Origin of the sequence: Agrobacterium sp. El2ro-1b (assembly GCF_048298475.1) — a bacterium.
Classification (GTDB): domain Bacteria; phylum Pseudomonadota; class Alphaproteobacteria; order Rhizobiales; family Rhizobiaceae; genus Agrobacterium; species Agrobacterium fabrum.
Window position 1 is genome coordinate 593,986 of record NZ_CP103458.1, and the last position, 25,414, is coordinate 619,399.

Genomic DNA, 25,414 nt, shown 5'->3' on the forward strand with positions numbered 1-25,414 from the left:
TGCTACGATTCGAAGCTTCACTATGTGCATAGTGAAGTCTATTATTAGACGATAAGACGACAGGATTGAACACTATGGCAATCGCCGACAAGGACCGGGCGCTGCTGGCCCTGCTTTCCGAAAATGCCCGCATGCCGGTGGCGGAACTGGCGCGCAAACTCGGGCTTTCCCGCACCACCGTGCAGGCGCGAATCGAGCGGCTGGAGGCCGACGGTGTGATTGCCGGTTATGGCTTGCGGCTGTCGGAAAGTTATCTTTCCGGGCTGGTGCGCGCCCATGTGCTGATCACCATCGGGCCAAAGGCACTGCCGGCGGTAACGGCGGCGCTTGCCGCCATAAAAGAGGTGACGACGCTGCATTCGGTCAGCGGCACCTTCGATCTCATCGCCATCCTTGCCGCACCCTCGATCCTCGATCTCGATCGGCTGATCGACAGGATCGGCGCACTTGATGGCGTGGAGCGCACGCTGTCGTCGATCATTCTGTCGACGCGGATTTCGCGGTAGGGGGCGGTTGGCGTTTGATGAGGGCGTGCGGTAAACCCGACCTCCGTCATGCCGGACCCGATCCGGCATCCAGCCGACGCGCGTCTGCGCGGCAAGGAGAGTCCTTTCAGCCCAAGGACTTGGGCTGGCTGGATACCGGCTCAAGGCCGGTATGACGGAACGAGGCCCTAAACCGCCGCCCTCTCATCATAAGCCCTCTGCGCCGCCATCACCGCATCGATATTGCCTTCCGCCCAATGGGCGAGCGCGGCCACCGTTTCGGTCAGCGTCCGCCCCAGCGGCGTCAGCGAATATTCGACCGTCACCGGCACGGTCGGAAAGGCCTGCCGTGAAATCAGGCCGTCGCGCTCGAGCTTCTTCAGCGTCTGCGACAGCACCTTCTGCGAAATGCCCTTGATCTCCCGCCGCAGCAGGTTGAAGCGCACCGCATCCACCCGCAATTTGTCGAGTATCAGCAGCGCCCATTTGTCGGCGATCCTGTCCAGCACCATGCGGGTGGGACAGCGATCCTCATAGACGTCATAGATGTGTTCCATCGGTTTGTTCCGTGCTTTCAGCGGCATCTTTCGGGAGAAATCCGGTTTCCACGAGGAAACCAGATAACCGAAAAGTGCTCTCTTTTCATGATTTCTCTAACGCAGTATCTGTGTTTTCGAAACATGGTTTCCATTAGATACTAAGGATATTTGAGATGACAGGCAAGATACTCGTAGTCGGTTCGACAGGCACGATCGGCACGCCGCTGGTCAAGGCGCTGCTCGCCAAGGGTGAAAGCGTGAAGGCGGCGTCGCGCAGCGGCAACGCCACGGACGGCGCGGAAGGGGTGCGCTTCGATTATACCGACCACGCCACTTTCGCGGATGCATTTGACGGCGTTGATCGCCTGTTCCTCATGCTGGCCGGCGGGCGTCTGGATGCCATCGATGCACTGACCCCTGTCGTCGAGGAGGCGGCGCGCCGCAAGGTGAAGGTCGTGTTCCTCAGCGTCCTCGGTGTCGACGCCGACGATTCCATTCCCTATCGCCAGATCGAACTGAAGATCATTGCGTCAGGCACGCCTTACGTCATCCTGCGCCCCAACTGGTTTGCGGATAATTTCCACAGCTACTGGAAGGCCGGCATCGAGCACGGTCAGATCGCCGTTCCCGCCGGCGAGGGCAAGTCAAGCTTCATCGATGTGCGTGATATCGCCGACAGCGCTGCCGCCGCACTCACCTCCGACGCCTTTAATGGCAAGGCTTTCAACCTCACGGGCCCGCAGGCCTTCGGTTACGCCGAGGCGGCTGCGCTGATCTCGCAGGCGATCGGCAAGCCGGTGTCTTATAGCGCCGTTTCGGACGACGTCTTCATCGGCATCCTCACCGGTGCCGGCGTGCCGCAGGACTACGCGTCCTTCCTTGCCTCGATCTTCTATCCCGTGCGTGAAGGCTGGACGGCCGTGGTGACCGGCGACGTGGAAACGCTGACCGGCCATGCTCCGCGTTCGCTCCAAACCTATATTGCCGACAATCTGGACCGGCTGAAAGGCTGAGGCTCAAAGCGAACCCGCCGCGCTCACGCCGGATCGGTGGAGCCGCGGCGGGCCTTGAAGAGCATCTTCAACCGCTGGATATCCTCCGCATTCCAGCCTTGCGGCTGGGTCACCTCCATCCACGCATCGATATAATGCTCCGGCGCATAGACATGGCCATAACCCATCGGCGCCGTGGTCGCGGCGGCAACATCGAGACCGAGCTGCAGCAGGGTGACGACCGGGAACCAGCGGAAGGACGTGGAAACGTCGGGACCATGATGCACCATCCATTGCGGCCGCCGGTAAAGCGAGGCGGCCTCGAAGAAGGTGATGGGGTCGCTGGCATATTGCAGATAGACGATCCGCATCGGACCCCAGTTCACACCGGGCATGTGGGCTGTCGTATATTGGTTGGCAAAGCGGATGACGGAGGAATCGCGGAAACGCGGCAACCATTCCGGCGTGCCCTCCACCCGGCCATTTGTGGCCATGCGCCAGGTGGGACTGGAAAAGGGCGGGCCGCTCCACAAGGCGCCCTGGAACGGATCGGACAGCACATCGTAGAGATCGGATGATTTCTGCGAATTGAGCGAACCGAGGCTGAGGCCATGCAGGTAGAGCTTCGGCCGCGTCTCCTTCGGCAAAGTGGTCCAGTAGCCATAAACGGCTTCGAACAGGGCGCGCGCCGTCTCGACGCCGTAATCCGGTTCGGTCAGCAGAGCGATCCAGCTGGAGAGATAGGAATATTGCACGGCGACGCTGGCGATATCCCCATCATGCAGGTATTCCACCGTATCGAGCGCTTCCGGATCGATCCAGCCGGTGCCGGTGGGGATGACGACGAGCAGCACCTTGCGCTCGAAACCGCCGACGCGCTTCAACTCCTGCAGCGCCAGCGCCGCCCGCTCTTCGGGTGTGGAGGCGGAATTCAGGCCCGCATAGACCCGGAGCGGCTCCTTGGCCGGGCGATGGGTAAAGGCGGAAATCTGCGTGCCGGCCGGGCCTTCCGCGACGAATTCCCGCCCGCGGCGGCCAAGCGATTCCCATGTCATCAACGAGGCGCTGCTGCCGGTTTTCAGCGGATCGGCCGGGCGCGGCACGTCAGGTTCGATCAGCGAATCCACCTGTTTGAGCGAGGAATCGGCAAACTTCAGGCCGATATCGAAGATCAGCCCGTTGAGCAGCATCCATGACAGCACGATGGCGGCGGCGATGCCGAGAACATTGGCCAGCCGGCGCGGCAGGAAGTGACGGCTGCGGGCGGCAAAGAACCGGCGGATCAGCTGGAAAAGCCGACCAGTGCCGATGAGCAGGGCCGCGACCAGCACGGCAAGGCCGCCGGTCTTGGTGGGGTGGGCGCTGGGGAGCGGATCGAGCTCCATCAGCACACGAATGGAATTCTGCCAGTCCTTCGCCTGCCACAGGAAGGCAATCGCCGTGATGGCAGCGGCAAGGGCGATGAGAAACCGGACGCCGCGGACATTGTGGCGCGAGGGCTCGGGCAGCTCCAGATAGGCCCAGATGGCATGCAGGGCAACGCCGATCATGTAACCGATGGCGAAGGAAAAACCGCACAAAACGCCTTGCATCAGCCATGTGCGCGGCAGAAGCGAGGGTGTGAGAGACGCGCAGAAGAGTATCGTGCCAAAGACGATGCCGGTTGCCGAAAGACCTGCAAACAACCGCTCAACCCATTGTTTCACCAACTTGACTTTCCTTTTCTCTCACCGCTTGCGGCGTGAGTGTAATATGGGGCGATGCAGGGTGCAAATGCTGCTGGCAGGATAAAAATCACGAAGATAGGAAAATAATCCTTTGCAGCGTGACGGTGGTTTGATAGTGTTTGGTTACGGTCGGAGATTTGCGGCTAACAGGCGGTTTTGCCCCTTGCCAGCGCTCCTGAATAACCCATCATTTGCTCGCAGGCCAATCCGATGACAAGCTCACACGATTGCGACCCGGCGCTCTATGGAGCCTGGCCGGACAGGCCCGCTTATGCGGGTGAGGACACCGCGGAAGCGGCCCCCGAGACCAAATCGCGGGCTGACAGGCTGGCGGCCGAGGATGCGGCGCGCAATGGCAGTCTGCGACAATTGCTGAATGAGCTGACGGTGGAAATGCGCCAGCAATTCTCGGTGTACCGCAATCTGCGGCAGGCCGGAGAGGCGGGGCTTTTGCCCGATGCAGACGATGCGCAGGCCAAGCAGGCGCGCGCCGACGTGAAAATCGCAACGGATCAGCTGTCGCTTATCGTCCGCACGCTGGAACGGATCGATGCCCTGCAACGGGTGTTGGCAGAGGAACGGCAGGCGCTTATGGGCGAGGATGAAACCGATACCAAAGATTATGAGGCGGCGGTGGCGCATTTCCTTGGACGCATCGACGATTTGGCCGAGCAGAAATGCCGCGAGAGGCTGGAGGCGATCGCTGCGTCCGCCACTTCCGTCGGGTCTGGCTGAGGCATGGCGGAATTTTTGACTGAAACCCGCTTGCAGAAACAGGTCTTCAACCTCCTGCGCGACTGGCGTTTCATCGGCAACCTGCCGCAGCAGGCGCCGGAGGGTGAGTGGCGAACATGGCTGCTGATCGGCGGACGTGGATCCGGCAAGACCCGCGCCGGGGCCGAATGGGTGCACGCCGTCGCTTCCGCCGGCAAACAGTCGGATCTACGCATCGCGCTGGTGGCTGAAACACTGGGCGATGCCCGCGAGGTGATGATCGACGGCATTTCCGGCATCTGCCGCATTGCCCGCCGCCATCGGCCCGCCTTCGAAGTGTCGCGCCGCCGGCTCCTCTGGCCGAACGGGGCGATGGCGCAGGTGTTTTCCTCGGAAGACCCGGAAAGCCTGCGCGGCCCGCAATTCCACATGGCCTGGGCGGACGAGCTGGGCAAATGGAAATATCCGCAGGAGACGTGGGACATGCTGCAATTCGGCCTTCGCCTGGGCGACGCGCCACGGCAACTGGTGACCACCACGCCGCGGCCCATTCCGCTCCTGAAAGCGCTGCTTTCCGATCCGGCAAGCCGGGTGGCGCGGATGCCGACGGCCATGAATGCGCAGAACCTGTCGCCTGGCTTCCTGAAGGCCATGCAGGAGCGTTACGGCGGCACGCGGCTCGGCCGTCAGGAAATCGGCGGCGAGCTGATCGACGAACGGGAGGGCGCGCTGTGGAAACGCGCCGATCTGGAGGCGATCATAGAGGCGATGCATGAGCCGCTGTCACGGATCGTGGTGGCGGTCGATCCGCCCTCCGGGGTGGGCGAGAGTTCCTGCTGCGGGATCGTTGTGGCGGGGCTTGGCATGTCCGGGCGGCTCACGGTGCTGGCGGATTGCTCGGTGGAGGGCGAAACGCCGGCCGGCTGGGCGCGCGCCGTGGTCGCCGCCTTCCGCCTCCACGAGGCAGACCGGGTGGTGGCCGAGGTCAATCAGGGTGGCGAAATGGTGCGGGCCATGCTGCAAAGCATAGACGCCAACCTGCCGCTGACGCTGGTGCGCGCCAGCCGCGGCAAATTCACCCGCGCCGAGCCGGTCGCGGCCCTTTACGAGCAGGGCCGGGTGCGCCACGCGGGGAGATTTGAAAAGCTGGAGGACCAGATGACGGATTTCGGGCCCGATGGCCTGTCATCCGGGCGCTCGCCGGACCGGCTGGACGCGCTCGTCTGGGCGATCACGGCGCTGACGACAATGGTGGTGAATGAGCCGAGGGTGCGGGGGATGTGAGGTCGATGACTATGGCTCCCGCGAATGAGAGCCAATTACCGGTCGACCGGGTGCCACCTGTTTCTTCTCCCCGCCGGGGAGAAGGTGGCGCGCAGCGCCGGATGAGGGGGCCACCGTCAAGATGTGCTGAGAGAGCAGACAGATTCGGAGAGCTTGCCCCCTCATCTGACCCTTCGGGCCATCTTCTCCCCGGCGGGGAGAAGAAAAGTGAGGCACCCTCAACGCCCGATTTCGGGCGTCTGGTCGATATTACTTCTTTGGAGATTGCGCGGGCTTCGGCTGGGAGCCGGTTTCGCGCATCTGGCGCCACTCGTTTTCGAGGCGGTCATAAACGGTCTGGGGGATTGTCGCTGTCATGGTGGCATTCCTCCTTGATTGGTTAACGCAGCTGAACTGCGCGGTGAATGGAGTTAGCGCGCTAAGGTTCCGGAATTCAAGGAATTTTTTACCCCAAAACCCCGGGCGGCGGATTAAAATCGATTAAGGTTTTTTCAAATCGATTTAGTCGTGACGGCCGTCATGTGGAAAAACCGGGCGTCCTGTCGCCCGTCACTTTCAGGAGCCTGATATGGCCTATGACGAGGCGCGATTCTTCGCGTCGGTGCGAATTTCCATCTTTGGGGGCCGCCTGCGCGCCGCCCAGCTAGCCGGCACGAAAACGGTGCTTGCCGGTTTCGAAAAGGCGCTGCCGGGCGGCGATCCGCGCTGGCTGGCCTATATGCTCGCGACGGCCGTTCACGAGACGGCGGCGACAATGCAGCCGGTGCGCGAGACATTGGCGGCAAGCGATGCCGAGGCGATCGTGAGACTCGACCGCGCCTTTGCGGCGGGCAGGCTGCCCATGGTGCGCAAACCCTATTGGCGGCTCGATGCCGAAGGAAAAAGCTGGCTGGGGCGCGGTTTCGTGCAGCTGACCCATCGCCGCAACTACGAAGCCATGTCTGCGCTGACGGGCATCGACCTGGTGAAGCGCCCGGAGCGGGCCATGGAGGCGGACGTGGCAACGGCGATCCTGATCCACGGCATGGTGGCCGGCAGTTTCACCGGCCGCAGCCTTGCCGATTTCTTCAGCGGCGAAGACGAGGATTGGGATGGCGCACGCGCCATCATCAATGGCAGCGACCGGGCGCGGCTGATCGGCAGCTACGGACGGGCATTTCATCGCGCCCTTGTCACGGCACGGATTGTCACGGCCCGGATTGAACCCGCGTCGGCCAGATGATAACCCGTTACACCGTGCCGCTGAGGCCGCTCTTGAACTTTGCATGACAGGTGACACCGTGATCCGCCATATCGTCTTTTTCACCGTTCCCGAAGAAAACCGCGACGCCGTGCGCAAGGGGCTTTCGGGCCTCACCGCCATACCGCATGCGCTGAAGCTGGAAATCGGCGAGAACGTCAAGAAGGATCAATGGGGCAACTCGGTCGATTTCATCGTCTATGGCGAGTTTGAAAACGAGGCGGCGCTGGCGGCCTATAAGGCCGATCCGGCCTATGACCTTTCGACCCGCACGGTAAAGCCACTGCGCGAGACCCGTGTCGCGGCGGATTTCAACAGCGATACGGCGGTGAAGGCTCCGATCCGGTAACGTCTCGTTTCGTCTGCGAAGTGACGCGCATGCACATTTAGTCTGCTGACAACGGGCGCAAACCTTCCTCCGTCATAGGGCTCAGGCCCCTCCGCCCTCATTCCTGTGCTTGTCACAGGAATCCGGTCGACGCGTGTCTGCGCGGCGAGAGGACTCTTTTCAGCCCAAGTACTTGGGCTGGCTGGATCCCTGTGACAGCACAGGGATGAGGACCGGGCAGGAGGCTGAGCCGGAATAAAAACAAGGATAATTCCATGCGATTTCCTTTCTCCCTGCCGTGGCTGCGCCCGGCGGATGGCAAAGCCGTGCCTGAAAGCCGGAAAATGGCCGAGGGCTTCATGACCGTCGCGGTGCAGGGCGGGCAGGCCTTCTGGTCCGGCCGTTCCTATGCCGCTCTGGCCCGCGAGGGTTTCATGAAAAACCCGGTCGCCCACCGCGCTGCCCGCATGGTGGCGGAAACGTCCGCCGCCGTCAGCTGGCTGATTTATGATGGCGACGAGGAGCTGGCCGATCATCCGCTGCTGGCATTGCTGTCGCAGCCGAGCGCCCATATGGGCGGGCCGGATTTTTTCGAGGCGCTTTACGGCCATCTCATGCTCTCCGGAAACGCCTATATCGAACCGCTGATGGTTGGCGGGCGGTTGCGTGAGCTGCATCTCCTGAGGCCCGATCGGGTCAGCATCGTCGAGGGGCCGGATGGCTGGCCAGCGGCTTATGAATACCGCGCCGAGGGCCGTGCCGAACGGCGCATCGCCGCCGAGCGTGACGGGCTGGGGCTTCTGCATCTGAAGCTTTTCCATCCGCTGGACGACCGGGTCGGTTTTGCGCCGCTCGCCTCTGCCGGTGCGGCGCTCGATCTCCACAATGCCGCAAGCCATTGGAACAAGCGCCTGCTCGACAATTCCGCCCGCCCTTCCGGTGCGCTGGTCTATCAGCCCAAGGAGGGCGGCAATCTCTCCACCGAGCAATATGAGCGGCTGAAGCGCGAGCTGGAGGAGGGCTATCAGGGCGCCATGAATGCCGGCCGGCCGCTGCTTCTGGAAGGCGGGCTGGACTGGAAAGCCATGGGTCTTTCGCCGCGCGACATGGATTTTCTGGAAGCACGCAACGGTGCTGCCCGCGATATAGCGCTCTCGCTCGGCGTGCCGCCGATGCTGATCGGTATTCCCGGTGACAATACCTATGCCAATTACCAGGAGGCGAACCGCGCCTTTTATCGCCTCACCGTGCTGCCGCTGGTTTATCGCACGGCGGCAAGGCTCTGCGGCTGGCTGGCGCCGGTCTTCGGCGGCGGGTTGAGGCTGGAACCCGATCTCGACAGGATCGCCGGGCTTGCTGGCGAACGGGATGCGCTGTGGACACGCATCGGCGCGGCATCCTTTTTGAGCGACGAGGAAAAACGCGAAGCCGTCGGTTACTGAGCGGCCGGAACCACACCCTTGGAAGCGGGCGGGTTCAGTTGAATCACTTTCTGAAGAAGCGGACTCTCTTTGTGAGGTCTTCCGCACAAGCGATTACGAATATTCGAAAATAACCCATCACAGGCGTGCAGAAAACGCCGGCGGGCGGCGCGGCGCGTCGGCCCGATAACACCATCCTAAACGGGAATGATTACCCATGTCTGAATTCGCCAATGAGGCCGGAATCTGGGCCGCCCGCATCACCGGCGCCGTGGCGGGCGCGGGTGTCTCACTCGTTTACCTGCTGCCGAAAAGCAAACGCGAGGCGGCGAGCCGTTTCGTCACCGGCGTTTCCTGCGGCATGATCTTCGGCGGGCCGATCGGCCTGTGGATCGTGCAGCAGCTCGATATTGCCGGGGCGCTTTCAGGCCGGGAAATCATGGTGGCCGGCTCCGCAGCCGCCAGCATGGGCGCCTGGTGGGGGCTCGGCGTTCTGGTGCGCATTGCCGACCGATACGGCACACGCCCGCGCGCCTGAGAGCCCGGAGCCCGAGAGCCCGGAGCCTGAAACCGGCGTCGTTTTCTCCCTTCACATCGCAGGAGTTTTTCATGCACGTCTATCGCGGGCCGCGTCCCGCCACGCGCAAATTCGCCAGTCTGGAACTGCGCGGCATCACCAGCGACGGCACCTTTTCCGGTTATGCCAGCGTCTTCGGCGAAGTCGATCTCGGTAAGGACGTGATCGAACGCGGCGCTTTCCGTCGCTCGATCGAGGAGCGCGGAGCGGCGGGTATCCGCATGCTCTACCAGCATGATCCGGCCGAGCCGATCGGCGCATGGCGCACCATCCGTGAGGATGAACGCGGTCTTTATGTCGAAGGCATCCTCGCACCCGGCGTCAGCCGTTCCCGCGAGGTACATTCACTGATGAAGACCGGCGCGCTGGACGGGTTGTCGATCGGCTTTCGCACCGTTCGTGCCGGCAAGGGCGCGGGCAGTGGTGTGCGGCGGATTCTGGAAGCCGATCTCTGGGAAATCTCGGTCGTGACCTTCCCGATGCTGCCTTCGGCGCGGGTCTCCGACGTCAAGCATGCCCGCTTCTTCCGGGACCGCGAGACCGAACTGGTGCGCGCGATGCGCCGTGCCGCCCGCTCGCTGTTCAACACAACCTTCAAACGCTGACCCTCCAGGTATAAACGAACAAGGAAAACCACATGACGGACCAGATGACGACACCGGCCCCGATGACCGTTGCGCCGCAGGTGAAAGCCGTGCCGGATACGGTGACGGCCGCCTTCGACGACTTCATGGAGGCCTTCGAAGCCTTCCGCGAAACCAACGACCAGCGGCTTGCCGATATCGAGCGCAAGATGGGGTCGGATGTCGTGACCCGCGACAAGCTCGACCGCATCGACAAGGCGCTCGACGACAACCGCAGGATCATGGACGATCTCGCGCTCAAAAAGGCGCGACCCGCACTTGGCCGCAAGGACGCTCTTTCCCACGATGCCGGGGAGCATAAGGCGGCGTTCGAAGCCTATATCCGCCGTGGCGAGGAAGGTGCGCTGCGCGATCTCGAGGCCAAGGCCTTTGCCGGCTCGACTGGCGCGGATGGCGGTTTTCTGCTGCCGAGCGAGACGGATGGCGAGATCGGCCGGCGCATGACGGCGATTTCGCCGATCCGGGCGCTGGCGACCGTGCGGCAGGTTTCTGCCGCCGTGCTGAAAAAACCCTTCGCACTCGGTGGGATGACGACCGGCTGGGTTTCCGAAACGGCGGCACGTCCGCAGACGGCAACACCGCAGCTTGCCGAGCTTTCTTTCCCGACCATGGAGCTTTACGCCATGCCGGCGGCGACGCAGGGGCTGCTGGATGACGCGGCGGTTGATATCGAAGCCTGGATCGCTTCCGAGGTGGACATCGCCTTTGCCGAACAGGAGGCCGCCGCCTTCATCGCCGGTGATGGCGTCAACAAACCCAAAGGTTTTCTGTCCTATACCCCTGTCGCCAATGATGGCTGGAACTGGGGCAATATCGGTTATGTCGCGACCGGCGTTTCGGCCGGTTTCGCCTCGGCCGGGCCGATGGACGTGCTGCTCGATGCCGTTTATGCGGTCAAGGCTGGCCATCGCCAGAACGGCACCTTCCTGATGAACCGCAAGACGCAGGGAGCGCTGCGCCGCTTCAAGGATACCAGCGGCGCCTATCTCTGGCACCCGCCGGCCGCCGCCGGCCAGCCGGCCTCGCTGATGGGCTTTCCGGTAACGGAGGCCGAGGACATGCCGAATGTGACGGCCAACAGCTTTGCCATCGCCTTTGGCGATTTCCGCGCTGGTTACCTCGTCGTCGACCGTACCGGCGTGCGTATCCTGCGCGATCCCTATTCGGCGAAACCCTATGTGCTGTTCTACACCACCAAGCGGGTGGGTGGCGGCGTGCAGAATTTCGAGGCGATCAAGCTGGTGAAATTCGGAGTGAATTGATAGGCGCAGTGCTGCCCTTTTCTTCTCCCCGCCCGGGGAGAAGATGTCCCGAAGGAACAGATGAGGGGGCCAGCCCTCCGCATCTCTCTACCGTAGCCCCCTCATCCGGCGCTGCGCGCCACCTTCTCCCCGGCCGGGGAGAAGAAACAAGCGGCACTCGCCCGCTCCCCATTCGACCATCTTCTTTCCGGAGACCCCATGACCTATGCCCTCATTCATCCGCCTCAGGCGGAGCCGCTGACGCTTGCCGAGGTCAAGGCGCATCTGCGTCTCGACGGCGGCGAGGAGGACGCGCTTCTGGCCGCATTGCTTCGCACCGCCCGTGAGCATCTGGAGCGGGTGACCGGCCTTTGCCTCATCCGCCAGACCTGGCGGCTTTATCTCGACCGATGGCCTGAGGCCGGCGTGATTCTGATTGGCAAGGGACCGGTGCAAGCCATCGAAACGATTCTGGTTTTTGACGGTCAGGGCCGCGCGGCAGATGTCTCCGGCGCTGACAGATTGCTCGACGGCGTGGCGCGCCCGGCGCGGCTGTGGCTGCGCGATCCGCCGAGCCCCGGCCGGGCCATGAACGGCATCGAGATCGATTTTATCGCCGGTTACGGCGAGGCCAGCACGGATGTGCCCGACACGCTGAAACGCGCCATGCTGATCCATGTGGCACAGATGTTCGCCTTTCGCGGCGAGGTCGCGCCGGAAAACCAGCCTGCGGCGGTTCCTGCCGGTTATGAGCGGCTGGTGGTGCCCTTCTGCCGTCTGGGGCTTTGAGCCATGAACCTCGTTTTTCTCGACCCCGGCCAGCTGACCGCGCGGCTGGACTTGGAAATGCGCACCGACGTGCCGGACGGGCAGGGCGGCGCAACGGAAAGCTGGACTGTCCTGCGATCGCTCTGGGCCGCCATCGAACCGGTGTCCGAGGCCTCCCATGAGCGAGCCTCAGCCGAAGGTGTGACAATCACCCACCGCGTCTGGCTGGCCTTTCGCAGCGACGTCACTGCCGGCATGCGCTTTCGCAAAGGCCGTCGCATTCTGGCGATCCGGGCGACGATAGATCCCGACGAGACGCGCCGCTTCATCGTCTGCCGCTGCGAGGAGGAAAGCCGATGAGCGCTGCCAACGCGTTGATGCAGGCCATTTTCGCGCGGCTGATGGGTGATGCGGCGCTCGTGGCGCTTAACCCCGGCGGCATTGTCGACAGGCTTCTGCCGCGCGCAGTTCTGCCCTGCATCGTGATCGGTGATCTCGAAAGCCGGGACTATTCGACGGCGACGGAAAAGGCCGAAGAGCATTTCCTGTCGCTGCAAATCTGGAGCGACGCCAATGGCCGCAAGCGCGCGGGGGAAATCGCCGCTCGGGTGAAAAACCTGCTCGACGATGCGGCGCTGTCGATCGCAGGTGTCTCCCTCGTCAATCTGCAGCTTCTATCAATTCGCTCGCGGCGCGAGACGAAGACCCGGAACTTTGTTTCGGAGATGCGTTTCAGGGCCGTAACGGAATAGTGCTGCGTCAGGCTCGCTGGCGGACTGTTCTCCACAGCAGGATCAACAGCAGTACCGAAAGGCCGATCAGAATGGAGGCGATGCCCAGCATGGCTTCCACGCCGCCGCGATCCAGCGCCATCGTGAAAATGACCGGTGCGAAGGCGATGGCCAGATTTTGCGGAAGCGAGATGCGGGCAGCCTGAAGGCCATATTGCTTCGGGGAAAACACCGCGAGCGGCAGCACGGCGCGGCTGACCGTCAGCACACCCGCACCAAAGCCGAAAAAAGCGATGAAGCCGATGAAGGCGGGCATGGCCGGCGAAAAGCCGAGCAGCAGCACGAAGGAGACGAGCAGCAGACAGAGGCCGATCATGCAGGTGACAAAGGGATTGCCACGCTTTCCAAGCAGAAAATCCAGCCCTCGTGCCGTAATGGCAAGCACGCTGCGCACCGATGCCAGCTGGATGGCAAGTGCTTGCGAGGCGCCGGAATGGACCAGAAGCAACGGCAGGAGCGGTGAGAAACCAAAGGCGGTAAAGGCGCTGAGCGTCGTCATTGCTGCCAGAAGCAAAAATACGCGGCGCGTATCGGCTGGCGCCTCTGAGGCATCTGCCGTTTTCAAGCTGTGGTCGGTATTGGGTACCGTTCTTTGCGGAAGGACGAAAAGATAAAGCGGCAGAAGGATGAAAACCTGCAGACAGCCATAAAGGACAAGGGTGCCGCGCCAGCCAAGATGCTGGTCTGCAAAGGCGGTGACAGGCAGAAAAACAGCTGCCGAAAGGCCTGTGAACACCATGAGCAACGTTAGCGAGCGACCGCTTTTCGCCCCGACGCGTTCCACCACCGCCGTGTGGGCCGCCGTCGTCAACCCGCATGTTCCCGCAAGACCCATCACGGCCCAGCCGAGAAGATAGCTCACCACGCCACCCGCAAAGGCAAGCAAGCCAAAACCAGCCGCAAAGAGAATGGTGCCGGTTACCAGGACGGGGGCCGCGCCGTGTCGCACGAGCATGCGCCCAAGCAGGGGCCCGCAGAGCGCGCTGATCGTCATCATGACGGTGAGGCCGGCAAAAACGACTTCATTGGGAATGCCGAGTTCACTACCCATCCTCGGGCCAAGAATGGCCAGCATGTCGAAACCCGAACCCCAGCTGACGACCTGGCCAAGCGCAAGCACGCCGATAAGGCGCGAGCGGGACGTCAGGGAGGCGGCATCGGACATGGCGAGATCGCTGAATGCGAGAGGAAGGAACATTTTTGGTCGCAGGCCGCAAAAACCTGCAACCGCAATCGAAACGGAAGGAAACATGATGGTCGCGCAGAAGGGTAAGGATTTTCTGCTGAAATTCAACAATACCGGAACATATGTCACTGTTGCCGGGCTCAGAACCCAGCGGCTGGCCTTTAACGCCCAGGCGGTGGACATTACCGACGGCGAAAGCGCCGGGCGCTGGCGCGAGTTGCTGGCGGGTGCTGGCGTGCAAAGGGCCGCGCTGACGGCGTCGGGCATCTTCAAGGATGCGGCCAGCGATGCGCTGGTGCGCGGCGCCTTTTTCGCCGGCACCATTCCCGGCTGGCAGATCCTCATTCCCGATTTCGGCACCATTGCCGGGCCGTTTCAGATCGTGGCGCTTGAATATTCCGGCCGCCACGATGGCGAGGTGCAATTCGAGATCGCGCTGGAATCCGCCGGTCTTCTCACATTCGGAGTGCTGTGATGCCTGAGCGTTTGCGTTACGGACGGGCGAACCGTCATCGCGGCGAGATCGAGGCGCTGATCGACGGCGAAAGGCGCATCCTGTGCCTGACCCTCGGCGCGCTTGCCGAACTCGAAACCGCCTTTGCGGCCGACGACCTCACGGCACTCGCCGGGCGTTTCGCCAGCGGCCGCATGAAGGCCGCCGACATGATCCGGGTCATCGGCGCGGGCCTGCGCGGTGCCGGCAACGTTTATTCCGACGAAGATGTGGCCACGGCGACGGTGGAAGGCGGCATCGCCGGCCACGCCGCGATCGTCGCCGATCTCCTGACCGCCACCTTCGGCGGCCTGAAGGATGATGCAACACCGGACCCTTGAATGCCGCAGCAGGCGAGGCGGCAACACGTCCCTTTCCCTGGCCGGCGGTCATCCATGCCGGCCTCTGCCTGCTGCGGCTTTCTTCTGAAACCTTCTGGCGGCTGACGCCAAGGGAGTTCTTCGCGATGACAGGCGGCAACGCCGCTCCGCACGGCCCTGATCGTCAGGCGATGGAGGCCATGATGCGGCAGTTTCCGGATGGGTAATGGCGTCAGGGCATCTTTCGCGGCCGCCCGCCCTTGGCGCCGTTGGCGCGGCTGGCGGCCGTCTTGGCCGGGGAACGGGATTGCCCGCCCCTGCGCTGCGCTTCCATGAAGGTGCGGCTGCCAAAGATGCCGTTCATCAGGCCGGCGATCGTATAGTCGACATCGAGGTTCTCCCAATGCAGGCCGGTCTCGCCGAGAAGTTCGACTTCGGCGAGTTGCTCTGCCGTGGCGTCCTGCAAGCCTTCCAGCGCCCGGGCCGGAAACATGAAACAGGCGCCATTGGTGAAATCGACGATGACGCTCGCCGACGCCGCTTCGAAACGCACGGAGACCGGAATGGGACGCCCGGCGCGCTCCTTTTGCCAACGCTCCTTGGCGGCGGCGAGTTCGGTGTCGCTGACATCAACCATGATATCGTCTCCAGGTTTCCATAAACAGCGTCCGGTTCTCTTCGATCACGGCAACGGCGCGACGAACGTCCCGGTCCGACATGCCGCCCTGCGTGAGAACGGTGAGGCTGACGATATCGATACGGGCTTCACCCTCTCCATAGACATGGGCATGCGGCGGCTCGTGATCGGCCGTGTAGATGACGAAACGCATGCCATGCTGGCGCAGAACGGTGACCACGATAAACATAACCCATGAAGTTGGGTTTTGAAAGGACTTGGGCTGAAGCAATGGTTTTTTAAAAAGCTATTTCAGCACCATGCATTCCCCAGTTGAATCAGAAAGGCAAGCGCGATGGCGGGCGAAGGATCGATTGCGGAGAACCGGGAGGACGCGGAAGCGCTTTCCGAGGTGATGGGTGATCTCGAACGGCGCTCGGAGCGGTTCGGGGCGGCGCTGACCTCCGCCTTTCAGGCGGCGACGACGGGCGGCAAGGGGCTGGACGATGTGCTGCGCGGGCTCGGGCAGCGGCTGTCCGGTATTGCGCTTTCGGCCGGGCTGAAACCGCTGGAGAACATGATCGGCAACGCCGTCGGTGGATTGTTGAATGGCGGTGGTTCGCTCTTCGCCTTTGCCGAGGGTGGTGTGCCGGGGCGCGCCATCACGCCTTTTGCGGAGGGCGGGGTCGTCTCAAGCCCCGCCTTTTTCCCGATGGGCGGCGGGCTTGGACTGATGGGGGAAGCCGGCGCGGAGGCGATCCTGCCGCTGAAGCGTGGTTCGGATGGTGCTCTCGGTGTCGCCGCACCCTCGGGCGGCGGCGGGGCGCAGATCGTTTTTAACGTGACGGCGACCAATGCGGCGAGTTTCCGCAAAAGTGAAGGGCAGATTGCCGCGATGCTGGCGCGCAGCGTCGGGCGTGGCCAGCGGGGATTGTGACGCGGGCGCTGCCCGCTTCTCCTACGTCCCAACCAGCAAAATGAATCCAGGAACAACCACATGGCGGCATTTCATGAAGTGCGGTTTCCGCTGCGGCTGGCGCTCGGCGTCAGCGGCGGGCCCGTGCGGCGCACCGACATCGTCAATCTGTCCAACGGCCGGGAGAACCGCAACCAGCGCTGGCGGAATGCCAGGCGAGCCTATGATGCCGGCTCCGGCATCCGCTCCGTCACAGATCTCTACGAGGTACTGGCTTTTTTCGAGGCGCGGCGCGGGGAGCTTTATGGTTTCCGTTTTCGCGATCCGGTGGATTTCAAATCCTGCCCGCCGGGAGAGACGACCGCCGCGACGGACCAGAGGATCGGCACAGGTGACGGCGTGGTGACGGGCTTTCAGCTGGTGAAGACCTATGCCGATGCCGGCGGCTCATTCTCGCGGCGGATCGACAAGCCGGTCGAAGGGTCGGTCATCGTTTCGGTCGAGGGGGTGAAGGCAGCGCCGACCGATGTGTCCGTCGATCATGCGACCGGCATGGTGACATTCCGGGCGGGGCGTGCGCCGCCCACCGGTGCCGTGATCCGCGCCGGTTTTGAATTCGACGTGCCCGTGCGCTTCGCCATCGACCGCATCGACATCAACGTAACCGCCTTTGAAGCCGGCCGCATTCCCTCCATTCCGCTGATGGAAATCCTGCCATGAAGACCCTGCCAGCTTCCCTTGCCGATCATCTGAAAGCGGATGCGACGACCACCTGCCATTGCTGGCGGGTGACGTTGAAGGATGGCGTCGTGATGGGGTTTACCGACCACGACGAGACGCTATCTTTCGGCGGCACATCCTATCTCGCTGCCAGTGGTTTTTCGGCAAGCGACAGTGACAGCGAAACCGGCCTTGGCGCGAGCGCCGGCGAGGTGGCGGGTGGTTTTTCGAGCGAGGCGATTGCCGAAGACGATCTTGCCGCCGGTCGCTTCGATGGCGCCAGGGTGGAGCTTTTCCTCGTCAACTGGCAGGCGCCGGATGAGAATGTGCTGCTGAGCCTGCGCGAGATCGGTGAGGTGACGCGGGCGGGCGGGGCCTTCCGCGCCGAATTGCGCAGCATCGCTCATCGCCTTGGCCAACCGCAGGGCAGAAGCTATGGGCGGCGCTGCGATGCCGCGCTGGGCGACGGGCGTTGCGGTGTCGATCTCACACGGTTCACCGGCCATGGCAACGTGGCGGCGGTGGATGTTTCAGGCAAACTGCGGGTCTCGGGGCTCGATGCCTTTGCCGAGGGTTTCTTCAGTCGCGGCAAGCTCAGATTTTTGACCGGCAGTCTCGCCGGCAAGACTTTCGACCTCGACGGCCACGAGCGGCGTGACGGCGGCGCGCTTCTTTTCTTCTGGCTGACACCAGAGGGGATGCCGTCGCCGGGAGACCGCTTTTCGGTGACTGCCGGCTGCGACAAGAGTTTCGCCACCTGCAAGGCGAAGTTCGGCAATCACCTGAATTTTAGCGGATTTCCGCATCTGCCGGGGGCGGATTTTGCCTATTCCTACGCGAGCGGCGGCCAGAGCCACGACGGCGGAGTGCTGTTTCCATGAGCGACACGGCGGAAAGAGTGCTGGCGATGGCCGAAAGCTGGATCGGCACGCCCTACAGGCACCAGGCTTCGTTGTTGGGTGTCGGCTGCGATTGCCTGGGCCTCATCCGCGGCATCTGGCGCGGCCTTTACGGGCACGCACCGGAATTGCCGCCGCCCTATGCGCCTGATTGGGCCGAACGCGGCGGCGAGGACCGGCTGATGGCGGCGGCGAAGCGCCATTTTCTGACGGTGCCGGACATGGGAGAGGCGCAGCCCGGAGACCTGCTGCTGTTTCGCTGGCGCGCCGATGCGGCGGCGAAACATCTCGGCATCCTCGCCGGGCCGGAGCATTTCATCCATGCCTATGAGCAGGCCGCGGTGGTGCGGTCGGCGCTGGTGCCGGGCTGGAAACGGCGCATTGCCGGGACATTTCGTTTTCCCGATCCCTGAAACTCCTCGAGGCAAACATGGCGACAATCGTTTTTCAGGCGGCCGGTGCGGCGCTCGGTGGCATTTTCGGCCCCGTGGGTGCGATTATCGGCCGAGCGGCGGGGGCGCTGGCCGGCAATGCCGTCGACCGTGCACTGCTTTCGAATGGCCGCACGGTAGCAGGCGCGCGGCTTTCGACGGCGCGCATTCCCGGTGCGGATGAGGGCGCTGCTATCAACCGGCTTTATGGCACCGCAAGGATCGGCGGCACGCTCATCTGGGCGACACGTTTCGAGGAAAGTGTCGAGGTGCAGCGGCGTGGCGGCAAGGGCAGTCGCGGCCCGAAGGTGGAGAGCTTCCGTTATTTCGCCAATCTCGCCATCGGCCTCTGTGAAGGCGAGGCAGCCCTGGTGCGGCGCGTCTGGACCGATGGGCGTGAAGTTGATCTCACCGGCGTCGAGATGCGCTTTTATCCCGGCAGCGAGACACAATTGCCCGATCCGCTGATCGAGGCGAAACAGGGCACAGGCAACGCGCCGGCCTTTCGCGGACTTGCCTATGTGGTGTTCGAACGTCTGCCGCTTGAGAGCTATGGCAATCGTATTCCGCCGGGCGTGGAAGTGGCGGGCCGCGATGGGGAAACCACGCCCTGGTCCGTTGCCGGCCTTTCGCGCGGTGATGCGCATCTGGTCAGCCATCACGGTGGCGGCCCGGCCTATGGCGGCACGCCTGACGATGCCAGCGTGTTGCAGGCCATCGCCGATCTCAAGACCCGGGGCCTGCGGGTCTGCCTTTATCCTTTCGTGATGATGGATGTGCCCACCGGCAACGGCCTGCCTGACCCCTATGGCGATCGCGAGCAGGCCGCTTATGGCTGGCGCGGTCGCATCACCTGTTTTCCCGCACCCGGCAAAGCCGGCTCGCCGGACCGTAGCGCGGCTGCGCGGGCACAGGTTTCTGCCTTCTGCAACCGTGAGGAAGGCTATCGCCGTATGATGCTGCATTATGTGGCGCTTGCGGAGCGGGCGGGCGGGGTGGACACTTTCCTGATCGGCTCGGAACTGCGCGGGCTCACCGCCCTCCGGGACCAGAACGATGTCTTTCCCTTCGTAGAGGAGCTAGTGCGGCTGGCACGCGATGTACGCAGCATTGTCGGACCGGCGACGAAGCTGACCTATGCGGCGGACTGGAGCGAATATTTCGGCCACCAGCCCGCGGACGGTTCGGGCGACGTGTTTTTCCACCTCGATCCACTCTGGGCGAGCCCGGATATCGACGCCATCGGTATCGACAACTACATGCCGCTTTCCGACTGGCGTGACGAGGATGCCGCCAATGGCAATCCCGACGGCATGACCGGCCCCGATGATGCGAGCGTGTTCCGTCGCACTATTGCGGCAGGCGAGGGTTTCGACTGGTATTATGCCAGCGATGCCGACCGGGCCGCGCGGCGCCGCACGCCCATAACGGATGGGCTGAAAGGCAAGCCGTGGGTGTTCCGCTACAAGGACCTTCGCAACTGGTGGGGCAACCTGCATTACGATCGGGTGCGTGGTGCCGAAAAATCTACGCCGACCGCATGGGTGCCGGGCGCCAAGCCGATCTGGTTCACCGAACTCGGCTGCCCGGCGGTGGACAAGAGCGCCACGCGCCCCAATGTTTTTCCCGATCCGAAATCGGCCGAAAATGCCTTTCCCCATTTTTCCCGTCGCAGCCGTGCCGACAGCCAGCAGCGACGGTTTCTGGAAGCGCATCTCGACCACTGGGGTGACAGCGAGACGGCGATGGTGGATAAAGGCCGGGTCTATCTCTGGACCTGGGATGCACGGCCTTTCCCCGCCTTTCCGCAAAATGGCGCGGCCTGGAGCGATGGCGCAAACTGGCGAACCGGCCACTGGCTGAACGGCCGGCTGGGCACGGCCACGCTGGCCGACACCATTGCCGCGATCCTGACCGATCACGGCTTTTTCGCCTTCGACGTCTCGGCCGTCAGCGGCGATCTGACGGGGTATGTGCAGGGAGACATAACCTCGGCCCGCAACCTGCTGGAGCCGCTGATGGTGGCGTTCCAGGTGGATGTGGCGGAGGATGGCGGAACCCTGCGCTTCCGCTCCCGGAATACGGCAGTCATGCCCGTCCGCGATATCGCCGTGCTGGCGGATATCGAGGACGAGCCGCTCTGGTCGGAAAATCGCGGTCATGACAGCGATTTCGCGGCGGAAGCTGTCTTGACCTCGTTTAATCCGACGCTCGATTACGAGCAGGCGAGCGCGCGTTCCCGCCGCATCGACAATGCCGGCAGCCGGGTGTTGCGGCTCGATCTCAACGCCGCCTTGCCGGCGGAAACGGCGGAAATGGCCGTCGAGGCGCTGCTGCGTGACAACCGCCAGGCACGGCGCAGCCTGCGCTTCGCGCTGCCGCCATCCGATATCATGCTTGAACCTGGCGATTGCATTCGCCTGCCGGAGGGTCTCTTTCCGCAGGCGCCGGCCGGGCGGTTTCTGGTCAGCCGCATCGAGGATGGCGCGGTGCGGCAGGTGGAGGCGCGGGCTTTTTCCCCGGCCTTTTCAGCCGCCGCCGGCGGTGCGGAGGAGCGGCGCAGTGCCGGCGCAAGCGGCGCCGAAGGTTTCGCCCCGGAAGTGCTGTTTCTCGATCTGCCGTATTACGATGGCGCTGCGGCGGAACAATCGGCGCGGATTGCCGCCTTCGCTAAACCCTGGCGGCCCATCGTCGTGTCTTCATCATCAGGCACGGAAGGTTATCGCCAGCGCGTGCTGCTGGACCGGCCAGCAATGATCGGTGCGCTGGCAGAGCCGCTGATATCAGGCCCCTCCGGCCGGTTTGACCGCAAGAACACCATCCTGATCGATCTGCTCGCCGGTGAAGTGTCGTCAGCCGCAGAGCTTTCGGTGCTGAATGGCGAGAACCGTCTCGCCATCAAGGCCGCAAACGGCGTGTGGGAAATTGTCGCCTTCGCAAAGGCCGAGGAAATCGCACCTTCGCGCTGGCGGCTCTCCGCGCTCCTTCGGGGGCTTGCCGGCACGGAGGATGCGCTTGCCGCAGGTGCGCCGAAGGGGGCTCCGGTGGTGGTTGTCGATGCGGCGGTGCAGCCGCTCGGTCTTGCCACAAGCGAGCGCGGGCGACGGCTGAACTGGATTGCGGAAGCGGCGGACATGGCGGGTGCACCGGCCGGGCCTTTTGCCTTTGAGGGCGGCGTGCGGGCGCAGACGCCGCTTGCGCCGGTGCATCTTTCCGGTAAGCGCCGGCGGGACGGCATTCTCCTCAAATGGAAGCGTCGAGGTCGCATGGAGGCCGATGGCTGGGATGCGAGCGACATTCCGCTGGACGAGCCTTTCGAGCTTTATCGCGTCGAGGTGATGGACGGCGGGACCGTGCGCCGTGCGGTGGATGTGCCGGAACCCTTCTGGCTCTACCCCGCAGGGGACGAACTCACAGATTTCCCGCAGCTACGGGATCACATTTCCGTGCGTGTCCGCCAGCTGGGCCGCGCGGTGCCGCTGGGGGTGGTGTCTCAGGCCCTTCTCCCGCTCTGACATGTGCCTGAAAAACAACGCAAAGGACGAGATTATGGACAGTACCAAAGCATGGTATCAATCCCGCACGATCTGGGGCGCGCTGATTGCGGTTTTCGCACCGCTTTTCAGCATTGCCGGCTTCGATCTGCCCGCCGGCCTGCACGGGGAGCTCGCTGAAGGGCTGGTGACCGTTGCGGGCGGAATCGGCGGTCTGATCGCACTTTACGGCCGCCTTTCGGCAACCCGCTCCATCCGCTGACGGGGCTCACGAAAACGCCGGCCCCGCCGCGCACCGCGGCGGCGGGGCCGGCATTCATTTGCCATTCAGACGCTTTGCGCTACATATTCGCTCACACTAGGGTTCGAGACGCACCCGGTTTTTTGCGGAAGTTTGTAGAATGGCATCACCTCTCATCATCGCGACGCTTGCAGCCGGGCTTTCCGGTTTCACGGCGCCCGAGGCTGATCTGCAGGGCCACTACATTCTGGCTGCCAGCGATTGTGGCGCAGCCGTCGCCCGCGTGGTGCGCGAAACCGGTGGTCAGCTGCTTTCAGTCTATCCTTCCGGCGATGGTCAGTCCTGTGTCGTCACCGTTCTCGTCCAGGGGAATGGCGAACGTCCGCGCAAGGTAACGATGCGCGTGCCGATGTAGCTTGCCCGCATCGCCGAAATATCGGAAAACAACCCGACACATGTAGCATGACCGGCCACCCGCGTGGGCCGGGACGGAAGGAAAGGGCGGACAATGCGTATTCTCGTTGTTGAGGACGATGCCAATCTAAATCGTCAGCTGACCGACGCCCTGAAAGAGGCCGGTTACGTCGTCGATCAGGCATTCGACGGCGAGGAGGGGCATTACCTCGGCGATACCGAGCCCTATGACGCCATCGTCCTCGATATCGGCCTGCCGCAACTCGATGGCATCACCGTCGTTGAAAAATGGCGTGCGGCCGGCAAGGCCATGCCGGTCCTCATCCTCACCGCCCGCGACCGCTGGAGCGACAAGGTGGCAGGCATCGATGCCGGTGCCGATGACTACGTGACCAAGCCTTTCCATGTCGAAGAAGTGCTTGCCCGCGTGCGCGCGCTCATCCGCCGCGCCGCCGGCCATGCCTCTTCCGAGCTGGTCTGCGGCCCGGTCCGGCTCGACACCAAATCCTCCAAGGCGACCGTCAACGGCACGACGCTGAAACTCACCTCGCATGAGTTCCGGCTTCTGTCCTATCTCATGCATCACATGGGCGAGGTCGTTTCGCGCACGGAGCTGGTCGAACATATGTACGATCAGGATTTCGACCGCGATTCCAACACGATCGAGGTGTTTGTCGGACGTTTGCGCAAGAAGATCGGGGTTGATCTGATCGAGACGATCCGTGGTCTCGGTTACCGGATGCAAGCGCCGGCAGATGCGAAGTAACTCTCTCACCGCCCGCGTTCTGCTGCTCGCCTCTGCCTGGTCGGCGCTGGCGCTGGTGGTGATCGCCGTCGTGATCTCGACGCTTTACCGCCAGGGCGTGGAGCGCAGTTTCACCGATCTTCTGCGGGCACAGCTCTATAACGTCATCAACTCCGTGACGATTTCCAACGAAAATACGCTGGCCGGCAGCCCGCAGCTTGGCGATCTCCGGTTCTCACAGCCGGATACCGGCTGGTACTGGGTGGTGGAGCCGCTCGGTAATTTCCAGACCGCGCCGCTGGTGTCCTCCTCGCTCGGTGTCTCGACGCTGCCGGTGCCGAGCATTATCGACGCCCCCTTCGACAACAGATACGAGCGTTTTTATGCCGTGACCGACGAGGCCGGCAATCAGGTGCGCGTGGCGGAAACGGAAGTCGTGCTTGACGGTGAGGGGCGCGCGGCGCGGTTTCGTGTTTCCGGCAATCTGAACGTTGTGGAAGACGATGTGCGCGATTTCTCCAACAGCCTTTATCTGGCGCTGGCCGTCTTTGGTGTCGGCAGTCTGGTCGTCAACGGTCTTGCGATTCTCTACAGTCTGAGGCCTCTCGATCAGGCCCGCCGGGCGCTCGGCAAGATCAGAGGCGGAGAGGCGGAAAGCCTTGAAGGCGAATTCCCGCGCGAAATCCAGCCGCTCGCCAATGAGGTCAATGCGCTGATCGACAGCAACCGCCGCCTTGTGGAGCGCGCCCGCATGCAGGTCGGCAATCTCGCGCATTCGCTGAAAACGCCGATCGCCGTCCTCCTCAACGAGGCCCGCACGCTGGATCCGCAACATGGTGATCTGGTGCGGGCGCAGGCGGATGCCATGCAGGCGCAGGTGCAATCCTACCTCTCCCGCGCCCGCATCGCCGCCCAGCGCGGCTCGATCCTTGCCCGCGTGGAAGCGGAACCGGCGCTGGAACGGCTGGTGCGGGTGATGCGCCGCCTGAACCCCGACAAGCAGTTCGTACTGAATTTCGAACAGCCGGGCGCGGTGCTGGGCATGGAACAGCAGGATCTCGAAGAGGTCGTCGGCAATCTCCTGGAAAATGCCGCGCGTTTTGCCGAAACCAGAGTGGTCGTCACGCTTGCCACCGGCACGCATCCGTCTTCCGACGCCGAAATCGGCCGCCGCTCCTGGGTGGAGCTGACGGTGGAGGATGACGGCCCGGGGCTGGAGCCGGAACAGATCAGCGAAGCGATGAAACGCGGCCGCCGGCTGGACGAGAGCCGGCCGGGCACGGGCCTCGGCCTGTCGATCGTTTCTGAAGTGGTGTCTGAATACCACGGCCGCTTTTCGCTGTCGCGCAGCGCCATCGGTGGCCTGAAAGCCGATCTGATTTTGCCGGGCCTTTCGAAAGAGCTTGCGTGAGCCGCGAAAAAAGGCAAGAAATTCAATACCGGTACATGACAGCGTTTCCAGGGAAAGTGGACCCCGGTTTCCCGTCAGGAAATGCGGAAGAACAAAAATCTAGGGTGTTTTCACGGTTCGAAGAACAGCGAAAATGCTCTGGGTGCAATGCGATAGGAAAGAGGACAGGGTTTGGTTGACGTGTATGATGGCTGTCGCTCCGTGACGATGCGTTCGCTGGTGTCACGCCCGGCACTTCTCTCGATCCTGTGTGTCTCGATGCTGAGCGCCTGCACCACCACGGGCACCCGCCCCGCTGGCGGCGGCCTGTTCGGCCGTTCGGCCCAGCCTTCCACGCCTTTCCTTGCCAATCTGCAAGGCGGCATCGTCGGGAAAAGCGGCGTGGAGCTCGACAGGGGCGACCAGACCAAGGCGCTGGAGGCGGAATACAAGGCGCTGGAAACGGCCCCGGTTGGCACACCTGTTATCTGGACCGGTGATGACGTCAAGGGTCAGGTGGTGGCCAATGCGCCCTATCAGGTCGGCAACCAGAACTGCCGGCAATATTCCCATACGCTCACTGTCGACGGGCGCGACACCAGGGTGCGCGGCGCGGCCTGCCGTAATGACGACGGAAGCTGGTCTCCGCTGATCTGATCAGTTTGACGTAAATCAAGGTCACGGGCCTTCCGCGGTGACAGGAAGAGGCACGGCGGAACAGCGAAACGCGATCTCCGGTGCGGCGTGATGTCTCAAATTCACGTCATCCCCGCGCTTCGTGTTTCCATGTGCCGCGCA

Annotated in this window: 31 protein-coding genes; 26 read left to right on the forward strand and 5 right to left on the reverse strand. The window is 63.2% G+C overall.

Features of this window, described 5'->3' with window-relative positions; genetic code table 11:
• Positions 1 to 74 precede the first annotated feature (74 nt).
• Positions 75 to 506 (forward strand): Lrp/AsnC family transcriptional regulator, encoded by a 432-nt coding sequence (locus NYR50_RS02945; RefSeq protein ID WP_080809970.1) that lies wholly within the window; start codon positions 75 to 77, stop codon positions 504 to 506.
• 167 nt (positions 507 to 673) lie between these two features.
• Here NYR50_RS02945 and NYR50_RS02950 read toward each other — a convergent pair whose 3' ends face one another.
• On the reverse strand, positions 674 to 1,042 hold the full coding sequence (locus NYR50_RS02950) for a winged helix-turn-helix transcriptional regulator (RefSeq protein WP_418136725.1): 369 nt from the start codon (positions 1,040 to 1,042) through the stop codon (positions 674 to 676).
• Positions 1,043 to 1,197: 155 nt separating this feature from the next.
• Between NYR50_RS02950 and NYR50_RS02955 the strand changes: the two genes are divergently transcribed.
• Positions 1,198 to 2,037, forward strand: coding sequence for an SDR family oxidoreductase (locus tag NYR50_RS02955; RefSeq protein WP_418136726.1), 840 nt, complete (start codon positions 1,198 to 1,200; stop codon positions 2,035 to 2,037).
• Positions 2,038 to 2,060: 23 nt separating this feature from the next.
• Here the strand turns inward: NYR50_RS02955 and NYR50_RS02960 are convergent, their stop codons facing one another.
• Positions 2,061 to 3,701 carry an alpha/beta hydrolase gene (locus tag NYR50_RS02960; protein WP_418137241.1) on the reverse strand — a complete coding sequence of 547 codons (1,641 nt, stop codon included), beginning with the start codon at positions 3,699 to 3,701 and terminating at the stop codon, positions 2,061 to 2,063.
• A 252-nt stretch (positions 3,702 to 3,953) separates the two neighbouring features.
• On the opposite strand from NYR50_RS02960, the gene NYR50_RS02965 reads away from it, so the two are divergent.
• From NYR50_RS02965 to NYR50_RS03015, 11 genes are all read left to right on the forward strand, one after another.
• On the forward strand, positions 3,954 to 4,478 hold the full coding sequence (locus tag NYR50_RS02965) for a hypothetical protein (protein ID WP_418136727.1): 525 nt from the start codon (positions 3,954 to 3,956) through the stop codon (positions 4,476 to 4,478).
• A 3-nt stretch (positions 4,479 to 4,481) separates the two neighbouring features.
• On the forward strand, positions 4,482 to 5,741 hold the full coding sequence (locus NYR50_RS02970) for a DNA-packaging protein (RefSeq protein WP_418136728.1): 1,260 nt from the start codon (positions 4,482 to 4,484) through the stop codon (positions 5,739 to 5,741).
• Between the two features lie 568 nt (positions 5,742 to 6,309).
• A complete protein-coding gene (locus tag NYR50_RS02975; RefSeq protein WP_174007975.1) occupies positions 6,310 to 6,963 on the forward strand; it encodes a hypothetical protein in 654 nt (217 codons plus the stop codon).
• 58 nt (positions 6,964 to 7,021) lie between these two features.
• The gene (locus NYR50_RS02980; RefSeq protein ID WP_010971282.1) at positions 7,022 to 7,330 is read left to right on the forward strand and encodes a Dabb family protein; all 309 of its coding nucleotides are present in this window, start codon (positions 7,022 to 7,024) and stop codon (positions 7,328 to 7,330) included.
• A gap of 254 nt (positions 7,331 to 7,584) precedes the next feature.
• Positions 7,585 to 8,751 carry a phage portal protein gene (locus NYR50_RS02985; RefSeq protein ID WP_418136729.1) on the forward strand — a complete coding sequence of 389 codons (1,167 nt, stop codon included), beginning with the start codon at positions 7,585 to 7,587 and terminating at the stop codon, positions 8,749 to 8,751.
• Between the two features lie 196 nt (positions 8,752 to 8,947).
• Entirely contained in the window at positions 8,948 to 9,268 is a 321-nt protein-coding gene (locus NYR50_RS02990; RefSeq protein ID WP_092769526.1) for a DUF6107 family protein, read from the forward strand.
• A gap of 71 nt (positions 9,269 to 9,339) precedes the next feature.
• Positions 9,340 to 9,912, forward strand: coding sequence for an HK97 family phage prohead protease (locus NYR50_RS02995; protein WP_418136730.1), 573 nt, complete (start codon positions 9,340 to 9,342; stop codon positions 9,910 to 9,912).
• A gap of 32 nt (positions 9,913 to 9,944) precedes the next feature.
• Positions 9,945 to 11,213, forward strand: coding sequence for a phage major capsid protein (locus tag NYR50_RS03000; protein WP_418136731.1), 1,269 nt, complete (start codon positions 9,945 to 9,947; stop codon positions 11,211 to 11,213).
• A 198-nt stretch (positions 11,214 to 11,411) separates the two neighbouring features.
• Positions 11,412 to 11,981, forward strand: a complete 570-nt coding sequence (locus tag NYR50_RS03005) for a head-tail connector protein (protein WP_418136732.1) — start codon at positions 11,412 to 11,414, stop codon at positions 11,979 to 11,981.
• A 3-nt stretch (positions 11,982 to 11,984) separates the two neighbouring features.
• The gene (locus NYR50_RS03010; protein WP_418136733.1) at positions 11,985 to 12,320 is read left to right on the forward strand and encodes a phage head closure protein; all 336 of its coding nucleotides are present in this window, start codon (positions 11,985 to 11,987) and stop codon (positions 12,318 to 12,320) included.
• A complete protein-coding gene (locus NYR50_RS03015; RefSeq protein WP_418136734.1) occupies positions 12,317 to 12,712 on the forward strand; it encodes a DUF3168 domain-containing protein in 396 nt (131 codons plus the stop codon). The genes NYR50_RS03010 and NYR50_RS03015 overlap by 4 nt, the downstream gene beginning before the upstream one ends.
• Positions 12,713 to 12,719: 7 nt before the next feature.
• On the opposite strand, the gene NYR50_RS03020 is transcribed toward NYR50_RS03015, so the two are convergent.
• The gene (locus tag NYR50_RS03020; protein WP_418137242.1) at positions 12,720 to 13,916 is read right to left on the reverse strand and encodes an MFS transporter; all 1,197 of its coding nucleotides are present in this window, start codon (positions 13,914 to 13,916) and stop codon (positions 12,720 to 12,722) included.
• Between the two features lie 88 nt (positions 13,917 to 14,004).
• On the opposite strand from NYR50_RS03020, the gene NYR50_RS03025 reads away from it, so the two are divergent.
• Genes NYR50_RS03025 through NYR50_RS03035 form a run of 3 tightly spaced genes read left to right on the forward strand, consistent with a single transcriptional unit; the run spans position 14,005 to position 14,977 of the window.
• On the forward strand, positions 14,005 to 14,412 hold the full coding sequence (locus NYR50_RS03025; RefSeq protein WP_418137243.1) for a phage major tail protein, TP901-1 family: 408 nt from the start codon (positions 14,005 to 14,007) through the stop codon (positions 14,410 to 14,412).
• Positions 14,412 to 14,771, forward strand: a complete 360-nt coding sequence (locus NYR50_RS03030; protein ID WP_418136735.1) for a gene transfer agent family protein — start codon at positions 14,412 to 14,414, stop codon at positions 14,769 to 14,771. Before NYR50_RS03025 ends, NYR50_RS03030 begins: the two co-directional genes overlap by 1 nt.
• Positions 14,768 to 14,977: a rcc01693 family protein gene (locus tag NYR50_RS03035; protein ID WP_418136736.1), complete on the forward strand. Its 210-nt coding sequence runs from the start codon at positions 14,768 to 14,770 to the stop codon at positions 14,975 to 14,977. The genes NYR50_RS03030 and NYR50_RS03035 overlap by 4 nt, the downstream gene beginning before the upstream one ends.
• A gap of 5 nt (positions 14,978 to 14,982) precedes the next feature.
• Here the strand turns inward: NYR50_RS03035 and NYR50_RS03040 are convergent, their stop codons facing one another.
• Positions 14,983 to 15,387 (reverse strand): DUF2442 domain-containing protein, encoded by a 405-nt coding sequence (locus tag NYR50_RS03040; protein WP_418136737.1) that lies wholly within the window; start codon positions 15,385 to 15,387, stop codon positions 14,983 to 14,985.
• On the reverse strand, positions 15,380 to 15,616 hold the full coding sequence (locus NYR50_RS03045; RefSeq protein ID WP_418136738.1) for a DUF4160 domain-containing protein: 237 nt from the start codon (positions 15,614 to 15,616) through the stop codon (positions 15,380 to 15,382). Before NYR50_RS03045 ends, NYR50_RS03040 begins: the two co-directional genes overlap by 8 nt.
• A gap of 105 nt (positions 15,617 to 15,721) precedes the next feature.
• Between NYR50_RS03045 and NYR50_RS03050 the strand changes: the two genes are divergently transcribed.
• The 10 genes from NYR50_RS03050 to NYR50_RS03095 all read left to right on the forward strand — a co-directional run bounded on the left by NYR50_RS03050 (position 15,722) and on the right by NYR50_RS03095 (position 25,273).
• The gene (locus NYR50_RS03050; RefSeq protein WP_418136739.1) at positions 15,722 to 16,303 is read left to right on the forward strand and encodes a phage tail tape measure protein; all 582 of its coding nucleotides are present in this window, start codon (positions 15,722 to 15,724) and stop codon (positions 16,301 to 16,303) included.
• A 60-nt stretch (positions 16,304 to 16,363) separates the two neighbouring features.
• Positions 16,364 to 17,002, forward strand: coding sequence for a TIGR02217 family protein (locus NYR50_RS03055; RefSeq protein WP_006311293.1), 639 nt, complete (start codon positions 16,364 to 16,366; stop codon positions 17,000 to 17,002).
• Positions 16,999 to 17,883 (forward strand): DUF2163 domain-containing protein, encoded by an 885-nt coding sequence (locus NYR50_RS03060; protein ID WP_418136740.1) that lies wholly within the window; start codon positions 16,999 to 17,001, stop codon positions 17,881 to 17,883. The genes NYR50_RS03055 and NYR50_RS03060 overlap by 4 nt, the downstream gene beginning before the upstream one ends.
• Complete coding sequence (locus tag NYR50_RS03065) at positions 17,880 to 18,314, forward strand: NlpC/P60 family protein (protein WP_174008011.1); 435 nt, start codon at positions 17,880 to 17,882, stop codon at positions 18,312 to 18,314. Before NYR50_RS03060 ends, NYR50_RS03065 begins: the two co-directional genes overlap by 4 nt.
• A 17-nt stretch (positions 18,315 to 18,331) precedes the next feature.
• A complete protein-coding gene (locus tag NYR50_RS03070; protein ID WP_418136741.1) occupies positions 18,332 to 21,847 on the forward strand; it encodes a baseplate multidomain protein megatron in 3,516 nt (1,171 codons plus the stop codon).
• Between the two features lie 34 nt (positions 21,848 to 21,881).
• The gene (locus tag NYR50_RS03075; RefSeq protein ID WP_035214779.1) at positions 21,882 to 22,088 is read left to right on the forward strand and encodes a hypothetical protein; all 207 of its coding nucleotides are present in this window, start codon (positions 21,882 to 21,884) and stop codon (positions 22,086 to 22,088) included.
• 139 nt (positions 22,089 to 22,227) lie between these two features.
• Positions 22,228 to 22,482 carry a hypothetical protein gene (locus NYR50_RS03080; protein WP_003497070.1) on the forward strand — a complete coding sequence of 85 codons (255 nt, stop codon included), beginning with the start codon at positions 22,228 to 22,230 and terminating at the stop codon, positions 22,480 to 22,482.
• A 93-nt stretch (positions 22,483 to 22,575) separates the two neighbouring features.
• Positions 22,576 to 23,247, forward strand: a complete 672-nt coding sequence (locus NYR50_RS03085) for a response regulator transcription factor (protein WP_006311298.1) — start codon at positions 22,576 to 22,578, stop codon at positions 23,245 to 23,247.
• Positions 23,237 to 24,637 carry a sensor histidine kinase gene (locus tag NYR50_RS03090; RefSeq protein WP_258114030.1) on the forward strand — a complete coding sequence of 467 codons (1,401 nt, stop codon included), beginning with the start codon at positions 23,237 to 23,239 and terminating at the stop codon, positions 24,635 to 24,637. Before NYR50_RS03085 ends, NYR50_RS03090 begins: the two co-directional genes overlap by 11 nt.
• Before the next feature lie 207 nt (positions 24,638 to 24,844).
• On the forward strand, positions 24,845 to 25,273 hold the full coding sequence (locus NYR50_RS03095) for a membrane protein (RefSeq protein WP_035214780.1): 429 nt from the start codon (positions 24,845 to 24,847) through the stop codon (positions 25,271 to 25,273).
• The last annotated feature ends 141 nt before the right edge of the window (positions 25,274 to 25,414 follow it).